Genomic DNA, 16,859 nt, shown 5'->3' with positions numbered 1-16,859 from the left:
GATGGTGACGTACGCGCAGGCGCAGGAGCGCGCTGAAGAGTGGGTCAACGGGGATGTTCCGGCGTACCAGCATCGTGAGGTGCGGGTACGGGAGTTCGAGCTCGGGTTCGTGGTGTGGGCCGAGGATCGTTCGGACGGGCCGCGTTCGGACGGCGGTGCGCAGCGGCTGGTGATCGCGCGGGACAGCGGGGAGGCCACGTTGTGGCCCGCGCTGCCGGTGGGTGAGGTGATCCGCCGGTACGAGGAGGAGTACGGCCGTGCCGAGGACGCGGTGGCCGACGCGGTGCCGGCGCCTGCGGCGCGGGTGGATCTGAATCAGACGTCGTTCTTGTTGAGTCCGCCGGAGTGGTTGCAGGAGGCGGCGGACAAGCTGGGCATTCCGGACCGGCGGGGCGAGGGTGCGGTGTCCGGGGGTGGGGGTTCGCTTCCTGAGGCGGATGCCGGGGTGCCGGGTGCGCATGCGGCATCGGGTGCGCAGGGCGCTTCGGGTGCATCTGCTGGCGTGTCCGGTGTGTCCGGTCTGTCGGGGGCGCAGGGTGGGGCGAGTGCGCAGGGCTCGCAGGGCTCGCAGGTCGGCGCGTCCGGTAGTGGGGTGTCGTGGCCTGCCGCGGGCGCGGGGAGTGGTGACGGGGCGGGAGCGCGTACCGGGGCGCCGGGTGTGCCCGCGGGGGCGACGCCCTGGGCGGGGACGGACACCAACGGGGACTCCGGGGACGATCGTTCCGTACCGCTGCCCGCGACCGTGTTCGCGCCGCCGCTGAGTGACGCCGACGACGGCACGCCGTCCGCGGCGCTGCCGGACGCCGAGACGGCGCTGATGTCGGGAGGCAGCCAGCTCCCGCCGACGGCGGTGGCACCGGCGCTCGACGCCACGTTCACGCCGGGGCCCCCTGGTACGCCGGGCGGTCCGCCGCCTGCGCCGGGTGGTCGGGGTGCGACGTACGGGTATCCGCAGGGGCGGCCGCCGGCCCCGGGAGCGCCCGCGCCGGGTGGTCCGGGTGCGGCGTACGGGTACCCGCAGGGGTCGGGTGCTCCGGCCGCTCCGGCCGCTCCGGACGCGTCCGCGCCGGGTTCTGTGCCGGGGGGTACGCCGCCTCCGCCGCCGGGTGCTGTGTCGTATGGGTATCCGCAGGGTCAGCCGCCCGTTCCGGGCACGCCTCGTCCAGGTGCTCCGGTGCCGGGGCCGGTGCCGGGGGGTACGCCGCCGCCGCCGCCGGGTTCTGTGCCGGGGGGTACGCCGCCTCCGCCGCCCGGTGCTCCGTTGTACGGGTACCCGCAGGGGCCCGGTGCTCCGGGTGCCCCGGCTGGTCCGCCGCCGGGTGGCCCGCAGGGCGTGCCCGCGCCGGGTGCGTCCTCCTACGGTTATCCGCAGGGCTCGCCCCAGCCGCCGGCCGGTCCGGGGTCGCCGGGACGGCAGCTTCCGCCGAACGCCGGGGACATCGCCGACGCCGCGACCAGCAAGGCGGCACCGCCGCGTCGCGCGCGGGGCGCGGGCGCGCCGCCGCCTCCGCCGGGCGTTCCGGGGGTGCCGGGTGCGCGGCCGGGCAGCATGCCTCCTCCCGCGCCGCCCGCGCCCGGTGTGCCCGGTGCGCCGGGGACGCCTGCCGGCGGCTACGTGCCTACGCAGCTGGTGTCGGCGCTCGGCCCCGACGGGCCCGAGGCTCCTGGTGCGGCGGGCGGTCCGCAGCCTCCGGGTGCCCCTGGCATGCCGCATGCTCCGGGTGCGCCCAACCTGCCTGGTGCTCCCGGCGCTCCCGGCGCCCCAGGTTTTCCGGGCGCGCCGGGCGGCCCCGGCGCACCGGCGGCTCCGGGCGCCCCAGGCGTCCCGGGCGTCCCCGGTGCGCAAGGCTCCTCAGGGGGCGCGCGTGGTGCTGTGCATCACGCCGAGACCGTGCTGGCCGCGCCCCCAGTGGGTGCCCCCGGCTCGTTCCCGCCCCCGCAGGCCCCTGGCGCCCCCGGCTCGTTCCCGCCCCCGCAGGCTCCCGGTGCTCCCGGCTCGTTCCCGCCCCCGCAGGCTCCCGGTGCTCCCGGCTCGTTCCCTCCGCCGCAGGCTCCCGGTGCCCCCGGTGTTCCGGGCGCCCCCGGTATGGCTCCGGGCGCTCCCCAGCCGATGCCGCCTGGCGTGGTGCCGCCCGCAGCGATGCCGCCCGGCGCCGTGCCGCCTGGCGCCGTGCCGCCTGGAGCGATGCCGCCGCCTCCCGGTCAGCCGGTGCAGCCGGTCGCCGGCCAGCCGACGGTCGGACCGGGCTATCAGGCCGTGCTGCGCTACCGCGCGCAGGACGGTTCCGAGCAGCAGCTGATCCGGCGTTCGGCGCCGGGTACGCCCCACCCCGAGTGGCAGATCTTCCACGAGCTGCGAGGCATGAACGTGCCGCCGAGCCAGGTGCTGGAGCTGCACACGGAGCTGGAGTCGTGCGAGCTGCCGGGTGCGTACTGCGCGCGGATGATCCGGGAGCAGTGGCCGCAGGCGCGGATCGCGAGCATCGCGCCGTACGGCACGGATCATGCGAGCCGGCAGCAGGGCATGCAGCAGTTGCTGGCGCACCAGGGCGAGTTGCATCAGGTGGCGGACGGTCCCGCGCGCCCGGCGCCGGTACGTGCTCCGTTGCCGCCGGTGCAGGCGGTGCCGCCGATCCCGCCGGAGGGGATCGCGCAGGAGTTGGCGGCGGCGTTCGGGCCGGGGGTGTTCCGGTTCGAGCAGGCCGCGGTGTCCCGGCAGGGCGTGCCGCCGGTCGTGGCGCACACGCTGGTGGTGGCGGGTCTGCCGTCGGACATGGGCCCGTTCTTCTGGGCGCAGGCCCAGCCGGGCCGACCGGTGCCGACGCTGGCGGAGCTGGCGCAGGAGCGCGGTGTGCAGCCGGCGCCGGACGCGGGCTCGTACCTGGTGATGGGCAGCGACTTCGGCAAGGCGATCTGTGTGCAGTACGGCACGGCGAACATCGTCGCCGTGCCCGTGGAGGCGGGGCCGGGCGGTGTGCCGGTGCCGCCGCAGTTCGTGAACACCGGGCTGCCCGAGTTCGCGCGCTGTCTGGCGCTGCTCGGCCGGATGTGGCGGCTGCGGTTCGGCCTGAACCAGGAGCAGGCGGGCCGCTGGACCGTCGACTTCCAGGCCCAGCTGGCCTCGCTGGACCCGGCGGCGCTCGGTTCGCCCGAGAGCTGGTGGTCGGTGCTGCTGGAGCAGATGTGGGACGGCCTGCTCTGAGCAACCCGAAAAGCAACAGATGAAGAAGAAAAACGGATTAAGTGCTTCAAAGGGTCGGCCCCGGTTCATTGACCGGGGTCGACCCTTTCGACTGTGAACCCTTTCCCGCCGTGACGTGTCTGCGGAGTGTCGCGTTATGAACACTTGCGCCCGGTACATCAAGATATGCGCGAAATCATCATTCCGTGTGTGCTTGGTGGAGAGGGGCTCCCAGGATGAGCAGCGCATCGGTGTCGCCGCACGGCTTTGTGACCGTCCGGGGGCGCGGCTACCGCCCCGTACAGGTCGACGTGTACGCGGCCGAGCTCTCGCTCGACCGCGACGCCGCCTGGGAACGTGCCGCCCGACTCACTGTGCTCGCCAAGGAGATGGAGGCGGAGGCGGCCGGGGTGCGCGAGACGCTCGCGCGGCTCGCTCCACAGACGTACGAAGCGCTGGGGGAGCGCGCCCGGCGCCTGTTCCAGCTCGCGCAGGAAGAGGCGGCGGCCGTGCGGGAGCGCGCCCGGAGCGAAGCGCAGCAGCACCTCGCGCACGCCGAAGCGCATGCCCTGGGCGTGCGCCGGGCGGCGCAGGAATACGCGGACGAGCTCCGGGCGGAAGCCGAAGAACGCGCCCGCCAGCGGCTGCTCGCGGCACGCGCCGAAGTCGACGAGATCCGGATCACCGCCCGGCGTGAGGTGAAGGAGTCCCGCGGCGAGGTCCTGTCCGCACTGCGCGAGATGCGCCAGCGCACCTCCGGGATGCTCGCCGAACAGGCGAAGGAGCACGCCGAGCGATGGGCCGAGGCGGAGCGTGAGGCGGTAGAACGCGCGGACGCGCTCGACGCGCACCACGCCCACCTGGTCGCGCGCGCCGAGGCCGCCCTCACCGAGGCGAAGCAGGCGCTCGCCGACGGCGGGCAGTCGGTGCACGGCCGACAGGAGGACGCGCAGGCGCGCGCGGCGGAGTTGCTGGTTCAGGCCCAGGCGCACGCGGACCGGATCGCGCGGGAGACGGAACAGGTGCTGCGCGAGCACGGGGAGCGGTGGGACGACGTACGCGCCCAGCTGGACCATGTACGCAGCAGCCTCGCCGACCTGACCGGCCGGGCTTCGGTGGAATAGCGCCGAAGTCCCTGCCCCGACCGAGGATCCACACCCTCACCTCACGCGCTCACCTCAGCCCCTCACCACGGGCTCGCTCCCTCACCTCGCCTCCCCCTCACCCGTTCCTGCGCACCGCCCCCGCCAGAATCCAGCCCTCCACCGCCTCGTACTGCCGGCGCTGCTCCTCCGCCTGCCGGCGGCCCGAGGCGACCGTGCCCAGCCAGCCGAGGGCGAAGCCCAGCGGGATGGTGATCAGGCCGGTCGTGGTGAACGGAAGCCAGTTGAAGTCGGCCTCGGGGAAGGCGGATACGGGCGAGCCCGAGACCAGGTTCGTGCCGGGCATCAGCAGCAGGACCGAGAGCGAGCCGCCGATGAGGGTGCACAGCAGGCCGGTTCGGGTGTAGCGGCGCCAGAAGAGGCTGTAGACCAGGGCGGGGGCGATGGCCGAGGCGCCCAGGCAGAAGGAGAGGGTGACCAGCGGCTGGAGGCTGCGGTGCTGGACCTGGGTGGCCAGCAGGACCGCCGGGACGCCGACCGCCAGGGCCGATACGCGGGCCAGCAGCATTTCGCGGCGGGGTGTCATCTCCCGTACGCGGGCGGCGAACACGTCGTGGGCGAGGGAGTTGGCGCAGGCGAGGATCATCCCGGCGACGGAGGCGAGCACCGTCAGGAAGATCGCCGTGGTGACGGTCGTGAACAGCAGTGTCTCCGCCGTCGAGACGTCGGGGCCGAAGGCCGCGCGCGAGCCCAGCAGGTAGGCCGTGTTGCCCTGCGGGTCCGCCCGCGCGATCACCGCCCGGCCGATCAGCGCGGTCGCGCCGAAGCCGACGACGGTGATGACGAGGACGAACAGGGCCACGCCCGACACCGCCCACGACATCGAACGGCGCACCTGGCGGGCGCTGGAGGCGGTGTACATGCGCATGGTGATGTGGGGCAGGCAGGCGCAGCCCAGTACCACCGACAACTGGGACGTGATCATGTCAAGGCGGGGGTACGGGCCGCCCGAGAACTCCAGCCCGGAGTGCAGGAAGGCGGCGCCGACCCCGCTCTGCTTCGCCGCCGTGTCGAACAGGGTTCCCGGGTTCCAGTCGAAGCGGTGCAGGATCAGTACGGACACCACGGCGCCCGAGCCGAGCAGCATCACGATCTTCAGGATCTGGATCAGCGCGGTGCCCTTCATGCCGCCGATCGCCGCGTAGCTGATCATCAGCGCGCCCAGTCCCAGGACGCAGGCCGTCTTCAGCGAGTCGCCGGAGAAGCCGAGCATGAAGGCGAGCAGCTGGCCGGTGCCGGCGAGCTGCACCAGCATCATCGGCAGCAGCGCGGCGAGGGTCACCCCGCACGCCGCCATCCGTACGGCCCGTCCGGGCATCCGGCGGGCGAGCGCGTCGCCCATGGTGAACCGGCCCGCGTTGCGCAGGGGTTCGGCCAGCAGGAACATCAGCAGCATCAGTGACAGGGCCGTACTCAGCGCGAGCACGATCCCGTCGTAGCCGCACAGGGCGATCACTCCGCCGGTGCCCAGCACGGTCGCCGCGGAGATGTAGTCGCCGGCGATCGCGAGGCCGTTGCGCATGGGGGAGAGGGAGCCGTAGCCGGTGTAGAACTCGTCGAGGTCGTCGTTGTCCGGGCCGGTCATCACGCACAGCAGCAGGGTGATGGTGGCTACGGCCGTGAAGGCGATCAGGGACATGTTCTGGGCGCTGCCGCTGAACTCGGTCATCGGCCGGCTCCCCGCTTGGCGTCCAGTTCGGCCAGTTTGCGGATGCGGTCCGCCAGGGGGTCGACATGGCGGCGGGCGGTGTGTTCGTAGAGCGCGATCGCCAGGCAGGTGACGGGGAGTTGCAGCAGGGCGAGCAGCAGGCCCGCGGGCAGGCCGTCGGTCATCGTGCTCGTCATGAACGACGGTGCCAGGGCGGACAGCAGCAGGAAGAGCGTGAAGTAGCCGAGTGCGGTGAGCGTGGCCACGCGCCGTTGCCGGCGGTAGGCGCCGCGCAGGATCCGCAGGTCGCTGTGGTGTCCGAGCGCCTCGCGGCGTGGTCGGCGGCGTGGGGCGGGCTCCGGTGGCGGCTGCCAGGGGTAGGTGGCGGGAGGGGGCGGCTGGTGCTGTGGACGCGCGTGCGGGGACGGGTGTGGGTGTGGGTGTGGGTAGGGGTACGACGAGAACGGGTCGTGGGTCATCCCGGGCTCCTTGCGTGGCTCGGGTCCGTGGCGGCGGACCGCAGGGAGATGGGGGGTGCGGGTCACGCACGCTACTCGGCGGTACGGGGATTGCGCGAGCGTTTCGCCAAACTGATCGGTCGGTATGCGCTTGCTTCGCTGACCTGGGGGGTTACCCGGATTAACTCGGACTATTGGCCGCCGAGTCCGAGGTGCACGCGCGCGTAGCGGATGCCGGGGCGGCCGGCGACGGTCGTGGGGCCGGTCGGGACGAAGGCGTTGCGTTCGAGGACGGTTCGGGAGGCCGTGTTGTCGAGGGTCGTGACGGCGGTGAGCGAGACGAGGCCGTACGTCGTCGCGGACAGCCGGCACACCTGCCGTACGGCCGCCGTCGCCACCCCGCGCCCCGCGGCCGCCGCCCCCACGCGGTAACCGAGTTCGGCGGTTCCGTCCGCCACGTCGACCAGGTTCACACGGCCCACGAGTCGGCCTTCCTCGTCCAGGACGACGTGGAAGTGGCAGACGCCGGCGTCCTGTTCGGCCAGCAGTGCGCGGTGCCGGGTGGCGAACTCGGAGAAGTACGCATCCCCTCGGTCCGAGATCGAGCGGGCGAAGTACGCGCGGTTGTCGCGCTCGAAGACCAGCAGGGCCTCCGCGTGGTCTGCTCGCAGGCGCTCCAGCTTCACCATGAGGTCCAGCGTAGGCGGGACCGCGTTCCCGAACACCTGGATAAACTCCGGGACAGGTGGGGGGGATTCACTGCTCCTTCAGCACCGGGAAGCGGCGAGGCGCCAGGAGCAGCAGCACCAGGAACGCCACCGCCGCAGCGCACCCCGCGCCCAGATACACCGCGTGCACCGCGTCCGCGATCGCCCGCCGGGTCGCCTCCGGAACCGCCCCCGCGTCCAGGCCCCGTGTCACCGAGTCCAGGTCGCCCGCGCCGCCCAGGCGGGAGGCGAGGACACCGTTGGCGACCGCGCCGAACACGGACGCGCCGATCGTCTGGCCCGTCTGGCGGCAGAAGAGGACGGACGCCGTCGTGGTGCCCCGCTCCGCCCACCCCACCGTCGACTGCACCCCCACGATCAGCGGGAGCTGGAACAGGCCGAGGGCCGCCCCCAGCAGCAGCATCAGCAGCGTCGGCTGCCAGGCCGAACCCGGATACGGCAGGAACGGGAAGGCGAAGAGGATCAGTGCCCCCGTTCCGATGCCGATCATCGACGTGTTGCGGAAGCCGATCCGCCGGTACACGTGCTGGCTCAACGCCGCCGACACCGGCCAGCTCAGCGTCCAGACCGACAGGACGAAGCCGGCCGCCACCGGTGCCAGACCGAGCACCGACTGCGCGTACGTCGGCAGGAACACGCTCGGCGCCACCATCAGCAACCCGAGGGCCCCCAACGCCAGATTGACCGCGGCGATCGTACGGCGGCGCCACACCCACCCGGGGATGATCGGCTCGGCCGCCCGGCGTTCGATCAGGACCACCACCCCGGCCAGCGCAAGGCCCGTACCGAACAACGCGAGGGACGGGCCCGACAGCCACGGCCAGGCGACCCCGCCCTGCACCAGCGCCGTCAACAGGACGCCCCCGCAGGCGAACACGGCCAGCGCTCCCGCCCAGTCGATACGGGGGCGCCCCACGGACTCCCGTTCCGGCTCGTGCAGGTACCGGACGATCAGCCACAACGCCACCGCGCCGATGGGGAGGTTGACCAGGAAGATCCAGCGCCAGTCCGCATAGGTGGCGAGCACTCCGCCGACGCCGGGGCCGGCCACCGCCGAAACCGCCCACACCGTGGACAGCTTGGCCTGGATCTTGGGGCGTTCCTTCAGCGGATACAGATCGGCCGCCAGCGTCTGCACCGTGCCCTGCAACGCCCCACCGCCCAGGCCCTGGACGATCCGGAAGGCGATCAGCGCTCCCATGTTCCAGGCCACCGCGCAGAGCAGGGAACCGAGCAGGAACACGGCCGCGCCGGCGACCAGCACCGGCTTGCGGCCGAAGGTGTCGGAGAGCTTTCCGTAGACCGGGAGGGTGACCGTCACCGCGAGGAGATAGCCGGAGAACAGCCAGGAGAAGACGGAGAAGCCGCCGAGGTCGCCGACGATCTGCGGTACGGCCGTGGAGACGATGGTGGAGTCGAGGGCTGCCAGCGCCATGGCGAGCATGAGCGCGGCGACCACCGCGCCCCGTCCTCCGGTGGCCGTGCGCTGTGCCGTGTCGCGGATCGCAGGTGTCGTACCGCCTGTACTGCCCGTACCGCCCACCGGATGCCCTCCCCGTGCCCCTTGCATCTATCCCGTACGACAGCTTCCCACTTGAACCTGACGTGGCGGCAGGGTGGAGAGTGAGCGCGCCGAAGAGTGGAGCGGACCCCGAGGGCGCCTCCACCCGACGGTGGACCACCCCTAGGGGTATCTCCTCACTACGGCTCGGGGAGGGTTCGTACCGCCGGAGGAGGAGAGGGGCCCGGCGCCGTCCTTAATCTGGCTTTACGCCGCCGGGGCGCCCCACCCGCCACCGTCGGAGGGTGGGGTTAACCCCCCGGAAAGAGGGTGCCGAGCACCAGCGCGCCGCACCCTCTCCCGCCGACAGACTGAGTGACGTACCGAGGCGCACACGCAGGACTCGTCGCACCCGGAACCGTCGCACAGGGGCCCATCAGGGATCAGTGCGTTCCAACTGTTGACCGACATAGGAGATATACCGTGACATCGGCTGTGACCATCACCAGGCACGGGGGTACTGGCGGGCGAACGGCCGTTGCCGCGCGGGCGCGGCAGGTCGTCAAGGCGTACGGGTCCGGGGAGACCCGTGTCGTCGCCCTCGACCACGTCGACGTGGACATCGCCCGCGGTCAGTTCACCGCGATCATGGGCCCCTCGGGGTCCGGCAAGTCCACCCTGATGCACTGCCTCGCCGGGCTCGACACCGTGACCAGCGGTCAGATCCACCTGGACGAGACCGAGATCACCGGCCTGAAGGACAAGAAGCTCACGCAGCTGCGCCGGGACCGGATCGGCTTCATCTTCCAGGCGTTCAACCTGCTGCCGACGCTCAACGCCCTCGAGAACATCACCCTGCCCATGGACATCGCCGGGCGGAAGCCGGACAAGGCGTGGCTGGACCGGGTCGTGGAGACCGTCGGTCTCGCCGGGCGGCTCAAGCACCGGCCCACCCAGCTCTCCGGCGGCCAGCAGCAGCGCGTCGCCGTGGCCCGCGCCCTGGCCGCCCGCCCCGAGATCATCTTCGGTGACGAGCCGACCGGAAACCTCGACTCCCGTGCGGGTGCGGAGGTGCTGGGCTTCCTGCGCCGCTCCGTGGACGAGCTGGGCCAGACGATCGTGATGGTCACGCACGACCCGGTGGCCGCCTCGTACGCCGACCGTGTGCTGTACCTCGCCGACGGCCGGATCGTCGACGAGATGTTCAAGCCGACCGCCGACACCGTCCTCGACCGCATGAAGGACTTCGACGCCCGGGGGCGTACGTCATGACCGTCCTGAAGACCTCGATGCGCAACTTCTTCGCGCACAAGGGACGCATGGCCCTGTCGGCCGTCGCGGTCCTGCTGTCGGTGGCGTTCGTCTGCGGCACCCTCGTCTTCACCGACACGATGAACACCACCTTCGACAAGCTGTTCGCCGCCACCTCCTCCGACGTGACGGTCAGCGCGAAGAGCGCCTCCGACAGCGGCGAGACGACCTCCGCCAACGGCAAGCCGCCGGTCATGCCGGCCTCGGTGCTCGCCCAGGTCCGTGCGGCGGACGGCGTGAAGTCGGCGGAGGGAGCCGTCTTCTCGTCCGCCGTGACCGTCGTCGACGCCGACAAGGACAACCTCTCGCCGTCCAGCGGCGCCCCGACCATCGTCGGCAGCTGGAACAGCAACGAAGCCCGCACCATGAAGATCACGTCCGGTACGGCCCCCGAGGGCTCCGGCCAGGTCATGGTCGACGCGGACACCGCCGACAAGCACCACCTGAAGCTCGGTGACGAGATCGGCGTGATCAGCGCGGTCGGCACGCACACCGCGAAGATCTCCGGCATCGCCGCCTTCACCGTCACCAACCCCGGTGCCGCGATCTTCTACCTGGACACGAGGACCGCCCAGGCGGCGCTCGTCGGGCAGACCGGCGTCTACACGAACGTCAACGTCACCGCCGCCGCCGGGGTCAGCGACGCCCAGCTGAAGAAGAACGTGACGGCCGAGCTCGGCGGCGCCTACAAGGTGCAGACCGCCAAGGAGACCGCCGACGCCAACCAGAAGAGCGTCGGGGACTTCATGAACGTCATGAAGTACGCGATGCTCGGCTTCGCCGGGATCGCCTTCCTCGTCGGCATCTTCCTGATCATCAACACCTTCTCGATGCTGGTCGCCCAGCGCACCCGCGAGATCGGCCTCATGCGGGCGATCGGCTCCAGCCGCAAGCAGGTCAACCGCTCGGTGCTGGCCGAGGCGCTGCTGCTCGGTGTCTTCGGCTCCGTGCTCGGCGTCGGCGCGGGCGTCGGCATCGCGATCGGCCTGATGAAGCTCATGGGCCAGATCGGCATGAACCTGTCGACGGACGACCTGACCGTCGCCTGGACGACCCCGGTGATCGGCCTCCTGCTCGGCGTGGTGGTCACGGTCCTGGCCGCCTACCTCCCCGCCCGGCGCGCCGGCAAGGTCTCCCCGATGGCCGCGCTGCGCGACGCGGGCGCCCCCGCCGACGCCAGGGCGGGCCGGGTACGGGTCCTGCTGGGCACGGTGCTCACGGGCGCCGGCGGTTACACCCTCTACCTGGCGGCCGCGGCCGACAAGGCCGGCGAGGGCTCGCTGTGGCTGGGCCTGGGCGTGGTGCTGACCCTGATCGGGTTCGTCGTCGTCGGCCCGGTGCTCGTGAGCGGAGTGGTGCGCGTCCTGGGCGCCGTACTCCTGCGGGCCTTCGGTCCCGTCGGCCGGATGGCCGAGCGCAACGCGCTGCGCAACCCGCGCCGCACGGGCGCCACCGGCGCCGCCCTGATGATCGGCCTCGCGCTGGTCGCCTGCCTGTCGGTGGTCGGTTCCTCCCTGGTCGCGTCCGCCACCGACCAGCTCGACAAGACCGTCGGCACGGACTTCATCATCCAGAACGACGGCGGGCAGCTGATCACCCCGCAGGCGGTCGAGGCCGTGAAGTCGACGCCGGGACTGGAGCGGGTCACCGAGTACAAGGTCCTCGACGCCACGCTCACCACCCCCGACGGCACGACGTCCAAGAACGAGACGATCAACGCGGCCGACCCGACGTACGCGCAGGACCTGCGCACCGAGACGGTGGCAGGCAGCCTCGCGGACGCCTACGAGCCCGACTCGATGTCCGTCTTCGAGGGCTTCGCCAAGAAGCACGGCATCACGGTCGGCTCGAAGGTCGCGGTCGACTTCAAGGACGGAACGACGGCGAACCTCACGGTCCGCGCCATCACGAGCGACGACGTCGTCATCGACAAGGGCGCGATGTACGCGTCGATCGCGACGGCCGCGAAGTACGTCCCGGCCGACAGGATGCCGCTGGATCAGTTGGTCTTCGCCACGGCGAAGGACGGGCAGCAGACGACCGCCTACAAGTCGCTGAAGTCCGCGCTGCACGACTACCCGCAGTACACCGTCCGCGACCAGACCGACTACAAGCAGGCGCTGAAGGACCAGATCGGCCAGCTGCTGAGCATGATCTACGGCCTGCTGGCGCTCGCGATCATCGTCGCGGTCCTGGGTGTGGTGAACACCCTCGCCCTGTCCGTGGTCGAGCGGACCCGGGAGATCGGCCTGATGCGGGCGATCGGCCTCTCGCGCCGCCAGCTGCGCCGCATGATCCGCATGGAGTCGGTCGTCATCGCCCTCTTCGGAGCCCTGCTGGGACTGGGGCTGGGCATGGGCTGGGGTGCGACCGCCCAGAAGCTGCTGGCTCTGCAGGGCCTGAACGTCCTTGACATCCCGTGGCCGACGATCACCGGCGTCTTCATCGGCTCGGCCTTCGTGGGCCTGTTCGCGGCGCTCGTGCCGGCGTTCCGGGCGGGGCGGATGAACGTGCTGAACGCGATCGCGACGGATTAACCCGACGGGGCAGCGTCCAGGAGCCACCGCATACGGGGGTTGCGGAGGACGGCCCGGCGCCGAGGAGTCTTGGGGGACTCCTCGGCGCCGGGTGCGTTTCGTTCACCTGGTGCCTGGAGCCTGGAGCCTGGTGCCTGGTGGCCCGCATACGGGACTTGGCGCCCGGCATCCAGCGCCCCGCGCCCGGCACCAGCACCCACGGTTGTCCACAGCCCCGGCGCACCGCACGACACCGTCGTACTCTGGACACCCCCGGCCCGTCACACGCGTCGGGCCCTTCGTGTTGCCACCCCGGACGGAAAGCGCCCCTCCATGAGTCTGCACGGTCTGCTCGACGCCCTGGTCAAGGACACCGCCCTCGCGGAAGCGATCAAGGCGGCTGCCGACGGCAACCGGATGCACGTCGACCTCGTCGGCCCTCCGGCCGCCCGCCCCCTCGCGATCGCCGCGCTCGCCCGCGAGACCGGCCGCACCGTGCTGGCGGTGACGGCGACGGGCCGCGAGGCGGAGGACCTGGCGGCCGCCCTGCGCTCCCTGCTGCCGCCGGACGGCATCGCGGAGTACCCGTCCTGGGAGACGCTCCCGCACGAGCGGCTCAGCCCGCGCAGCGACACCGTGGGCCGCCGCCTCGCCGTCCTGCGCCGCCTCGCCCACCCGCGCGCCGACGACCCCGAGACCGGCCCGGTCTCCGTCGTCGTGGCCCCGGTGCGCTCGGTGCTCCAGCCGCAGGTCAAGGGCCTGGGCGACCTGGAGCCGGTGGCGCTGCGGACCGGCCGGACGGCTGATCTGAACGAGGTCGTGGAAGCCTTGGCCGCCGCCGCGTACTCCCGCGTCGAGCTGGTCGAGAAGCGTGGCGAGTTCGCCGTCCGCGGCGGCATCCTGGACGTCTTCCCGCCCACCGAGGAACACCCTCTGCGCATCGAGTTCTGGGGCGACGACGTCGAGGAGATCCGCTACTTCAAGGTCGCCGACCAGCGCTCCCTGGAGGTCGCCGAGCACGGCCTGTGGGCGCCGCCGTGCCGCGAGCTGCTGCTCACGGACGACGTACGCGCACGCGCGCGTGCCCTCGCCGAAGAACACCCCGAACTCGGCGAACTCCTCGGAAAGATCGCCGAGGGCATCGCGGTCGAGGGCATGGAGTCCCTCGCCCCGGTCCTCGTCGACGACATGGAGCTCCTCCTCGACGTCCTGCCGGAGGGCGCCATGGCCGTCGTGTGCGACCCCGAGCGGGTACGCACGCGGGCCGCCGACCTCGTCGCGACCTCCCAGGAGTTCCTCCAGGCCTCCTGGGCGGCCACCGCCGGCGGCGGCGAGGCGCCCATCGACGTCGGCGCGGCCTCCCTGTGGTCCATCGCGGACGTCCGCGACCGGGCCCGCGAGCTGGAGACGATGTGGTGGTCGGTGTCGCCGTTCGCGGCGGACGACGAGTTGACGGAGACATTTGCCGCTGACGCGGCGGGCGACACCCTCAAGCTGGGCATGCACGCGCCCGAGACGTACCGCGGGGACACGGCCAGAGCCCTCGCCGACACCAAGGGCTGGCTCGCCGACGGCTGGCGCACGGTCTTCGTCACCGAGGCCCACGGCCCGGCCGCCCGTACGGTCGAGGTGCTCGGCGCCGAGGGCGTCGCGGCCCGCCTCGACGCGGACCTCGCGGAGATCTCCCCGTCCGTCGTGCACGTCGCCTGCGGCTCGATCGACTACGGCTTCGTCGACCCGGCGCTGAAGCTGGCCGTGCTGACGGAGACCGACCTGTCCGGCCAGAAGGCGGCCGGCAAGGACGGCGCCCGCATGCCCGCGCGCCGCAGGAAGACCATCGACCCGCTGACGCTGGAGGCGGGCGACTACATCGTCCACGAGCAGCACGGCGTCGGCCGCTACATCGAGATGGTGCAGCGCACCGTGCAGGGCGCCACCCGCGAGTACCTGGTCGTGGAGTACGCCCCCGCCAAGCGCGGCCAGCCCGGCGACCGCCTCTACATCCCCACCGACCAGCTGGAGCAGATCACCAAGTACGTCGGCGGTGAGGCACCCACGCTGCACCGGCTCGGCGGCGCCGACTGGACGAAGACGAAGGCACGCGCGAAGAAGGCGGTCAAGGAGATCGCCGCCGACCTGATCAAGCTGTACAGCGCACGCATGGCCGCGCCCGGACACGCCTTCGGCACCGACACCCCCTGGCAGCGCGAGCTGGAGGACGCCTTCCCGTACGCGGAGACCCCCGACCAGCTCACCACCATCGCCGAGGTCAAGGACGACATGGAGAAGACGGTCCCGATGGACCGCCTGATCTGCGGCGACGTCGGCTACGGCAAGACGGAGATCGCCGTCCGCGCCGCGTTCAAGGCCGTACAGGACGGCAAGCAGGTGGCCGTCCTCGTGCCGACGACCCTCCTGGTGCAGCAGCACTTCGGCACGTTCAGCGAGCGGTACTCGCAGTTCCCGGTGAACGTCCGCGCCCTGTCCCGCTTCCAGACGGACACGGAGGCGAAGGCCGCTCTGGAGGGCCTGCGGGAGGGCTCGGTGGACGTCGTCATCGGCACCCACCGGCTGTTCTCGTCGGAGACGAAGTTCAAGGACCTCGGTCTGGTCATCGTCGACGAGGAGCAGCGCTTCGGCGTCGAGCACAAGGAGCAGCTGAAGAAGCTGCGCGCGAACGTCGACGTGCTGACGATGTCCGCGACCCCGATCCCGCGCACCCTGGAGATGGCGGTCACCGGCATCCGCGAGATGTCGACGATCACCACCCCGCCGGAGGAGCGCCACCCGGTGCTCACCTTCGTCGGCCCGTACGAGGAGAAGCAGATCGGCGCCGCGATCCGCCGCGAACTGCTGCGCGAGGGCCAGGTCTTCTACATCCACAACCGGGTCGAGTCGATCGACCGCGCGGCGGCCCGTCTGCGCGAGATCGTCCCCGAGGCGCGCATCGCCACCGCCCACGGACAGATGTCGGAGCAGGCGCTGGAGCAGGTCGTCGTCGACTTCTGGGAGAAGAAGTTCGACGTGCTCGTCTCGACGACGATCGTCGAGTCCGGCATCGACATCTCCAATGCCAACACGCTGATCGTGGAGCGCGGCGACACCTTCGGCCTGTCCCAGCTGCACCAGCTGCGCGGCCGGGTGGGCCGTGGCCGGGAGCGCGGTTACGCCTACTTCCTGTACCCGCCGGAGAAGCCGCTGACGGAGACGGCCCACGAGCGGCTGGCGACGATCGCCCAGCACACGGAGATGGGCGCGGGCATGTACGTGGCGATGAAGGACCTGGAGATCCGCGGCGCCGGAAACCTCCTCGGCGGCGAGCAGTCCGGCCATATCGCGGGCGTCGGCTTCGACCTGTACGTGCGGATGGTCGGCGAGGCGGTGGCCGACTACCGGCGGCAGCTGGAGACCGGCGAGATCGAGGAGGAGCCACCGCTCGAGGTCAAGATCGAGCTGCCCGTCGACGCGCACGTCCCGCACGACTACGCGCCGGGCGAGCGGCTGCGACTGCAGGCGTACCGCGCGATCGCGTCCGCCAACTCGGAGGCGGACGTCAAGGCGGTCCGCGAGGAACTCGTCGACCGCTACGGCAAGTTGCCCGAGCCCGTGGAGAACCTGCTTCTGGTGGCGGGCCTGCGCATGCTGGCGCGCGCGTGCGGCGTCGGCGAGATCGTGCTCCAGGGCAACAACATCCGTTTCGCGCCGGTGGAGTTGCGTGAGTCGCAGGAACTGCGCCTCAAGCGGCTGTACCCCGGCACGGTCATCAAGCCGACGGTCCACCAGATCCTGGTACCCCGCCCGAAGACCGCGAAGATCGGCGGGAAGCCGCTGGTCGGGCGGGAACTGCTCGGGTGGGTCGGGGAGTTCCTGGCGTCGATCCTGGGGTCGTAGTGCCCATCCGCGCGGCAGCGCGGAAATGAGGCAGCGTAAGAGAACACCGCAGCGTACGAGTACGGGAACGCGGAAGCGTACGAGTACGGGAACGCGGAAGCCGTCCGCCGGACAGGGTCCGTGCGGACGGCTTCAGTTGCGGGGCGGTTCTGCCGGCGCCGGCGGGCCACGACCCTCCACGGGTCCGGAGCCCCACCGCCGGCCCTACCGCTGGTCCGGCCGGTCGCGGTCGCGGTCCATGCCGATCGCGCCCTCGATCTTCTGCTGTGCGTCGTCGATCTGGCCCTCGTACTTACCGCCCGTCCGCTCGTTGGCCTTCCGCTCCGCGGCGTCGGACAGTTGCTTGGCCTTGTCCTGCGCCTGGCTGCTCTTCTTGAACCTGTCGAAGATGCCCATCAGAGCTCCTTCCAGGAGGCACTCTCAACCGACGATACGCCCGACTTGCGTGAAATGCCCGCGTAG

Annotated in this window: 10 protein-coding genes; 5 read left to right on the top strand and 5 right to left on the bottom strand. The window is 71.7% G+C overall.

Annotated elements, in window-relative coordinates; translation table 11 throughout:
- Nucleotide 1: 1 nt before the first annotated feature.
- Entirely contained in the window at nt 2-3,202 is a 3,201-nt protein-coding gene (locus tag ACFY16_RS22830) for an SUKH-4 family immunity protein (RefSeq protein WP_390648994.1), read from the top strand.
- A 215-nt stretch (nt 3,203-3,417) separates the two neighbouring features.
- Nucleotides 3,418-4,305, top strand: a complete 888-nt coding sequence (locus ACFY16_RS22825) for a cellulose-binding protein (RefSeq protein WP_390648993.1) — start codon at nt 3,418-3,420, stop codon at nt 4,303-4,305.
- A gap of 97 nt (nt 4,306-4,402) precedes the next feature.
- Here the strand turns inward: ACFY16_RS22825 and ACFY16_RS22820 are convergent, their stop codons facing one another.
- The 4 genes from ACFY16_RS22820 to ACFY16_RS22805 all read right to left on the bottom strand — a co-directional run bounded on the left by ACFY16_RS22820 (nt 4,403) and on the right by ACFY16_RS22805 (nt 8,748).
- Nucleotides 4,403-6,013 carry a cation acetate symporter gene (locus ACFY16_RS22820; RefSeq protein WP_390648992.1) on the bottom strand — a complete coding sequence of 537 codons (1,611 nt, stop codon included), beginning with the start codon at nt 6,011-6,013 and terminating at the stop codon, nt 4,403-4,405.
- The gene (locus ACFY16_RS22815; RefSeq protein WP_390648991.1) at nt 6,010-6,471 is read right to left on the bottom strand and encodes a DUF485 domain-containing protein; all 462 of its coding nucleotides are present in this window, start codon (nt 6,469-6,471) and stop codon (nt 6,010-6,012) included. Before ACFY16_RS22815 ends, ACFY16_RS22820 begins: the two co-directional genes overlap by 4 nt.
- Nucleotides 6,472-6,641: 170 nt before the next feature.
- Nucleotides 6,642-7,139, bottom strand: coding sequence for a GNAT family N-acetyltransferase (locus tag ACFY16_RS22810; RefSeq protein WP_390648990.1), 498 nt, complete (start codon nt 7,137-7,139; stop codon nt 6,642-6,644).
- Between the two features lie 67 nt (nt 7,140-7,206).
- Entirely contained in the window at nt 7,207-8,748 is a 1,542-nt protein-coding gene (locus ACFY16_RS22805; RefSeq protein ID WP_390648989.1) for an MFS transporter, read from the bottom strand.
- 414 nt (nt 8,749-9,162) lie between these two features.
- On the opposite strand from ACFY16_RS22805, the gene ACFY16_RS22800 reads away from it, so the two are divergent.
- From ACFY16_RS22800 to mfd, 3 genes are all read left to right on the top strand, one after another.
- Nucleotides 9,163-9,951 (top strand): ABC transporter ATP-binding protein, encoded by a 789-nt coding sequence (locus tag ACFY16_RS22800; protein ID WP_390648988.1) that lies wholly within the window; start codon nt 9,163-9,165, stop codon nt 9,949-9,951.
- Nucleotides 9,948-12,527: an ABC transporter permease gene (locus ACFY16_RS22795; RefSeq protein WP_390648987.1), complete on the top strand. Its 2,580-nt coding sequence runs from the start codon at nt 9,948-9,950 to the stop codon at nt 12,525-12,527. Before ACFY16_RS22800 ends, ACFY16_RS22795 begins: the two co-directional genes overlap by 4 nt.
- A 312-nt stretch (nt 12,528-12,839) precedes the next feature.
- Nucleotides 12,840-16,397: a transcription-repair coupling factor gene (gene mfd / locus ACFY16_RS22790; protein WP_390648986.1), complete on the top strand. Its 3,558-nt coding sequence runs from the start codon at nt 12,840-12,842 to the stop codon at nt 16,395-16,397.
- A 204-nt stretch (nt 16,398-16,601) separates the two neighbouring features.
- Here the strand turns inward: mfd and ACFY16_RS22785 are convergent, their stop codons facing one another.
- The gene (locus tag ACFY16_RS22785) at nt 16,602-16,793 is read right to left on the bottom strand and encodes an antitoxin (RefSeq protein ID WP_390648985.1); all 192 of its coding nucleotides are present in this window, start codon (nt 16,791-16,793) and stop codon (nt 16,602-16,604) included.
- Nucleotides 16,794-16,859 lie beyond the last annotated feature (66 nt).

It is taken from the genome of Streptomyces sp. NPDC001315 (genome assembly GCF_042896175.1).
In the GTDB taxonomy this organism is placed as follows: Bacteria; Actinomycetota; Actinomycetes; order Streptomycetales; family Streptomycetaceae; genus Streptomyces.
The sequence above is the reverse complement of the archived record's forward strand: the minus strand, read 5'-3'. Positions and strand labels throughout refer to the sequence as shown.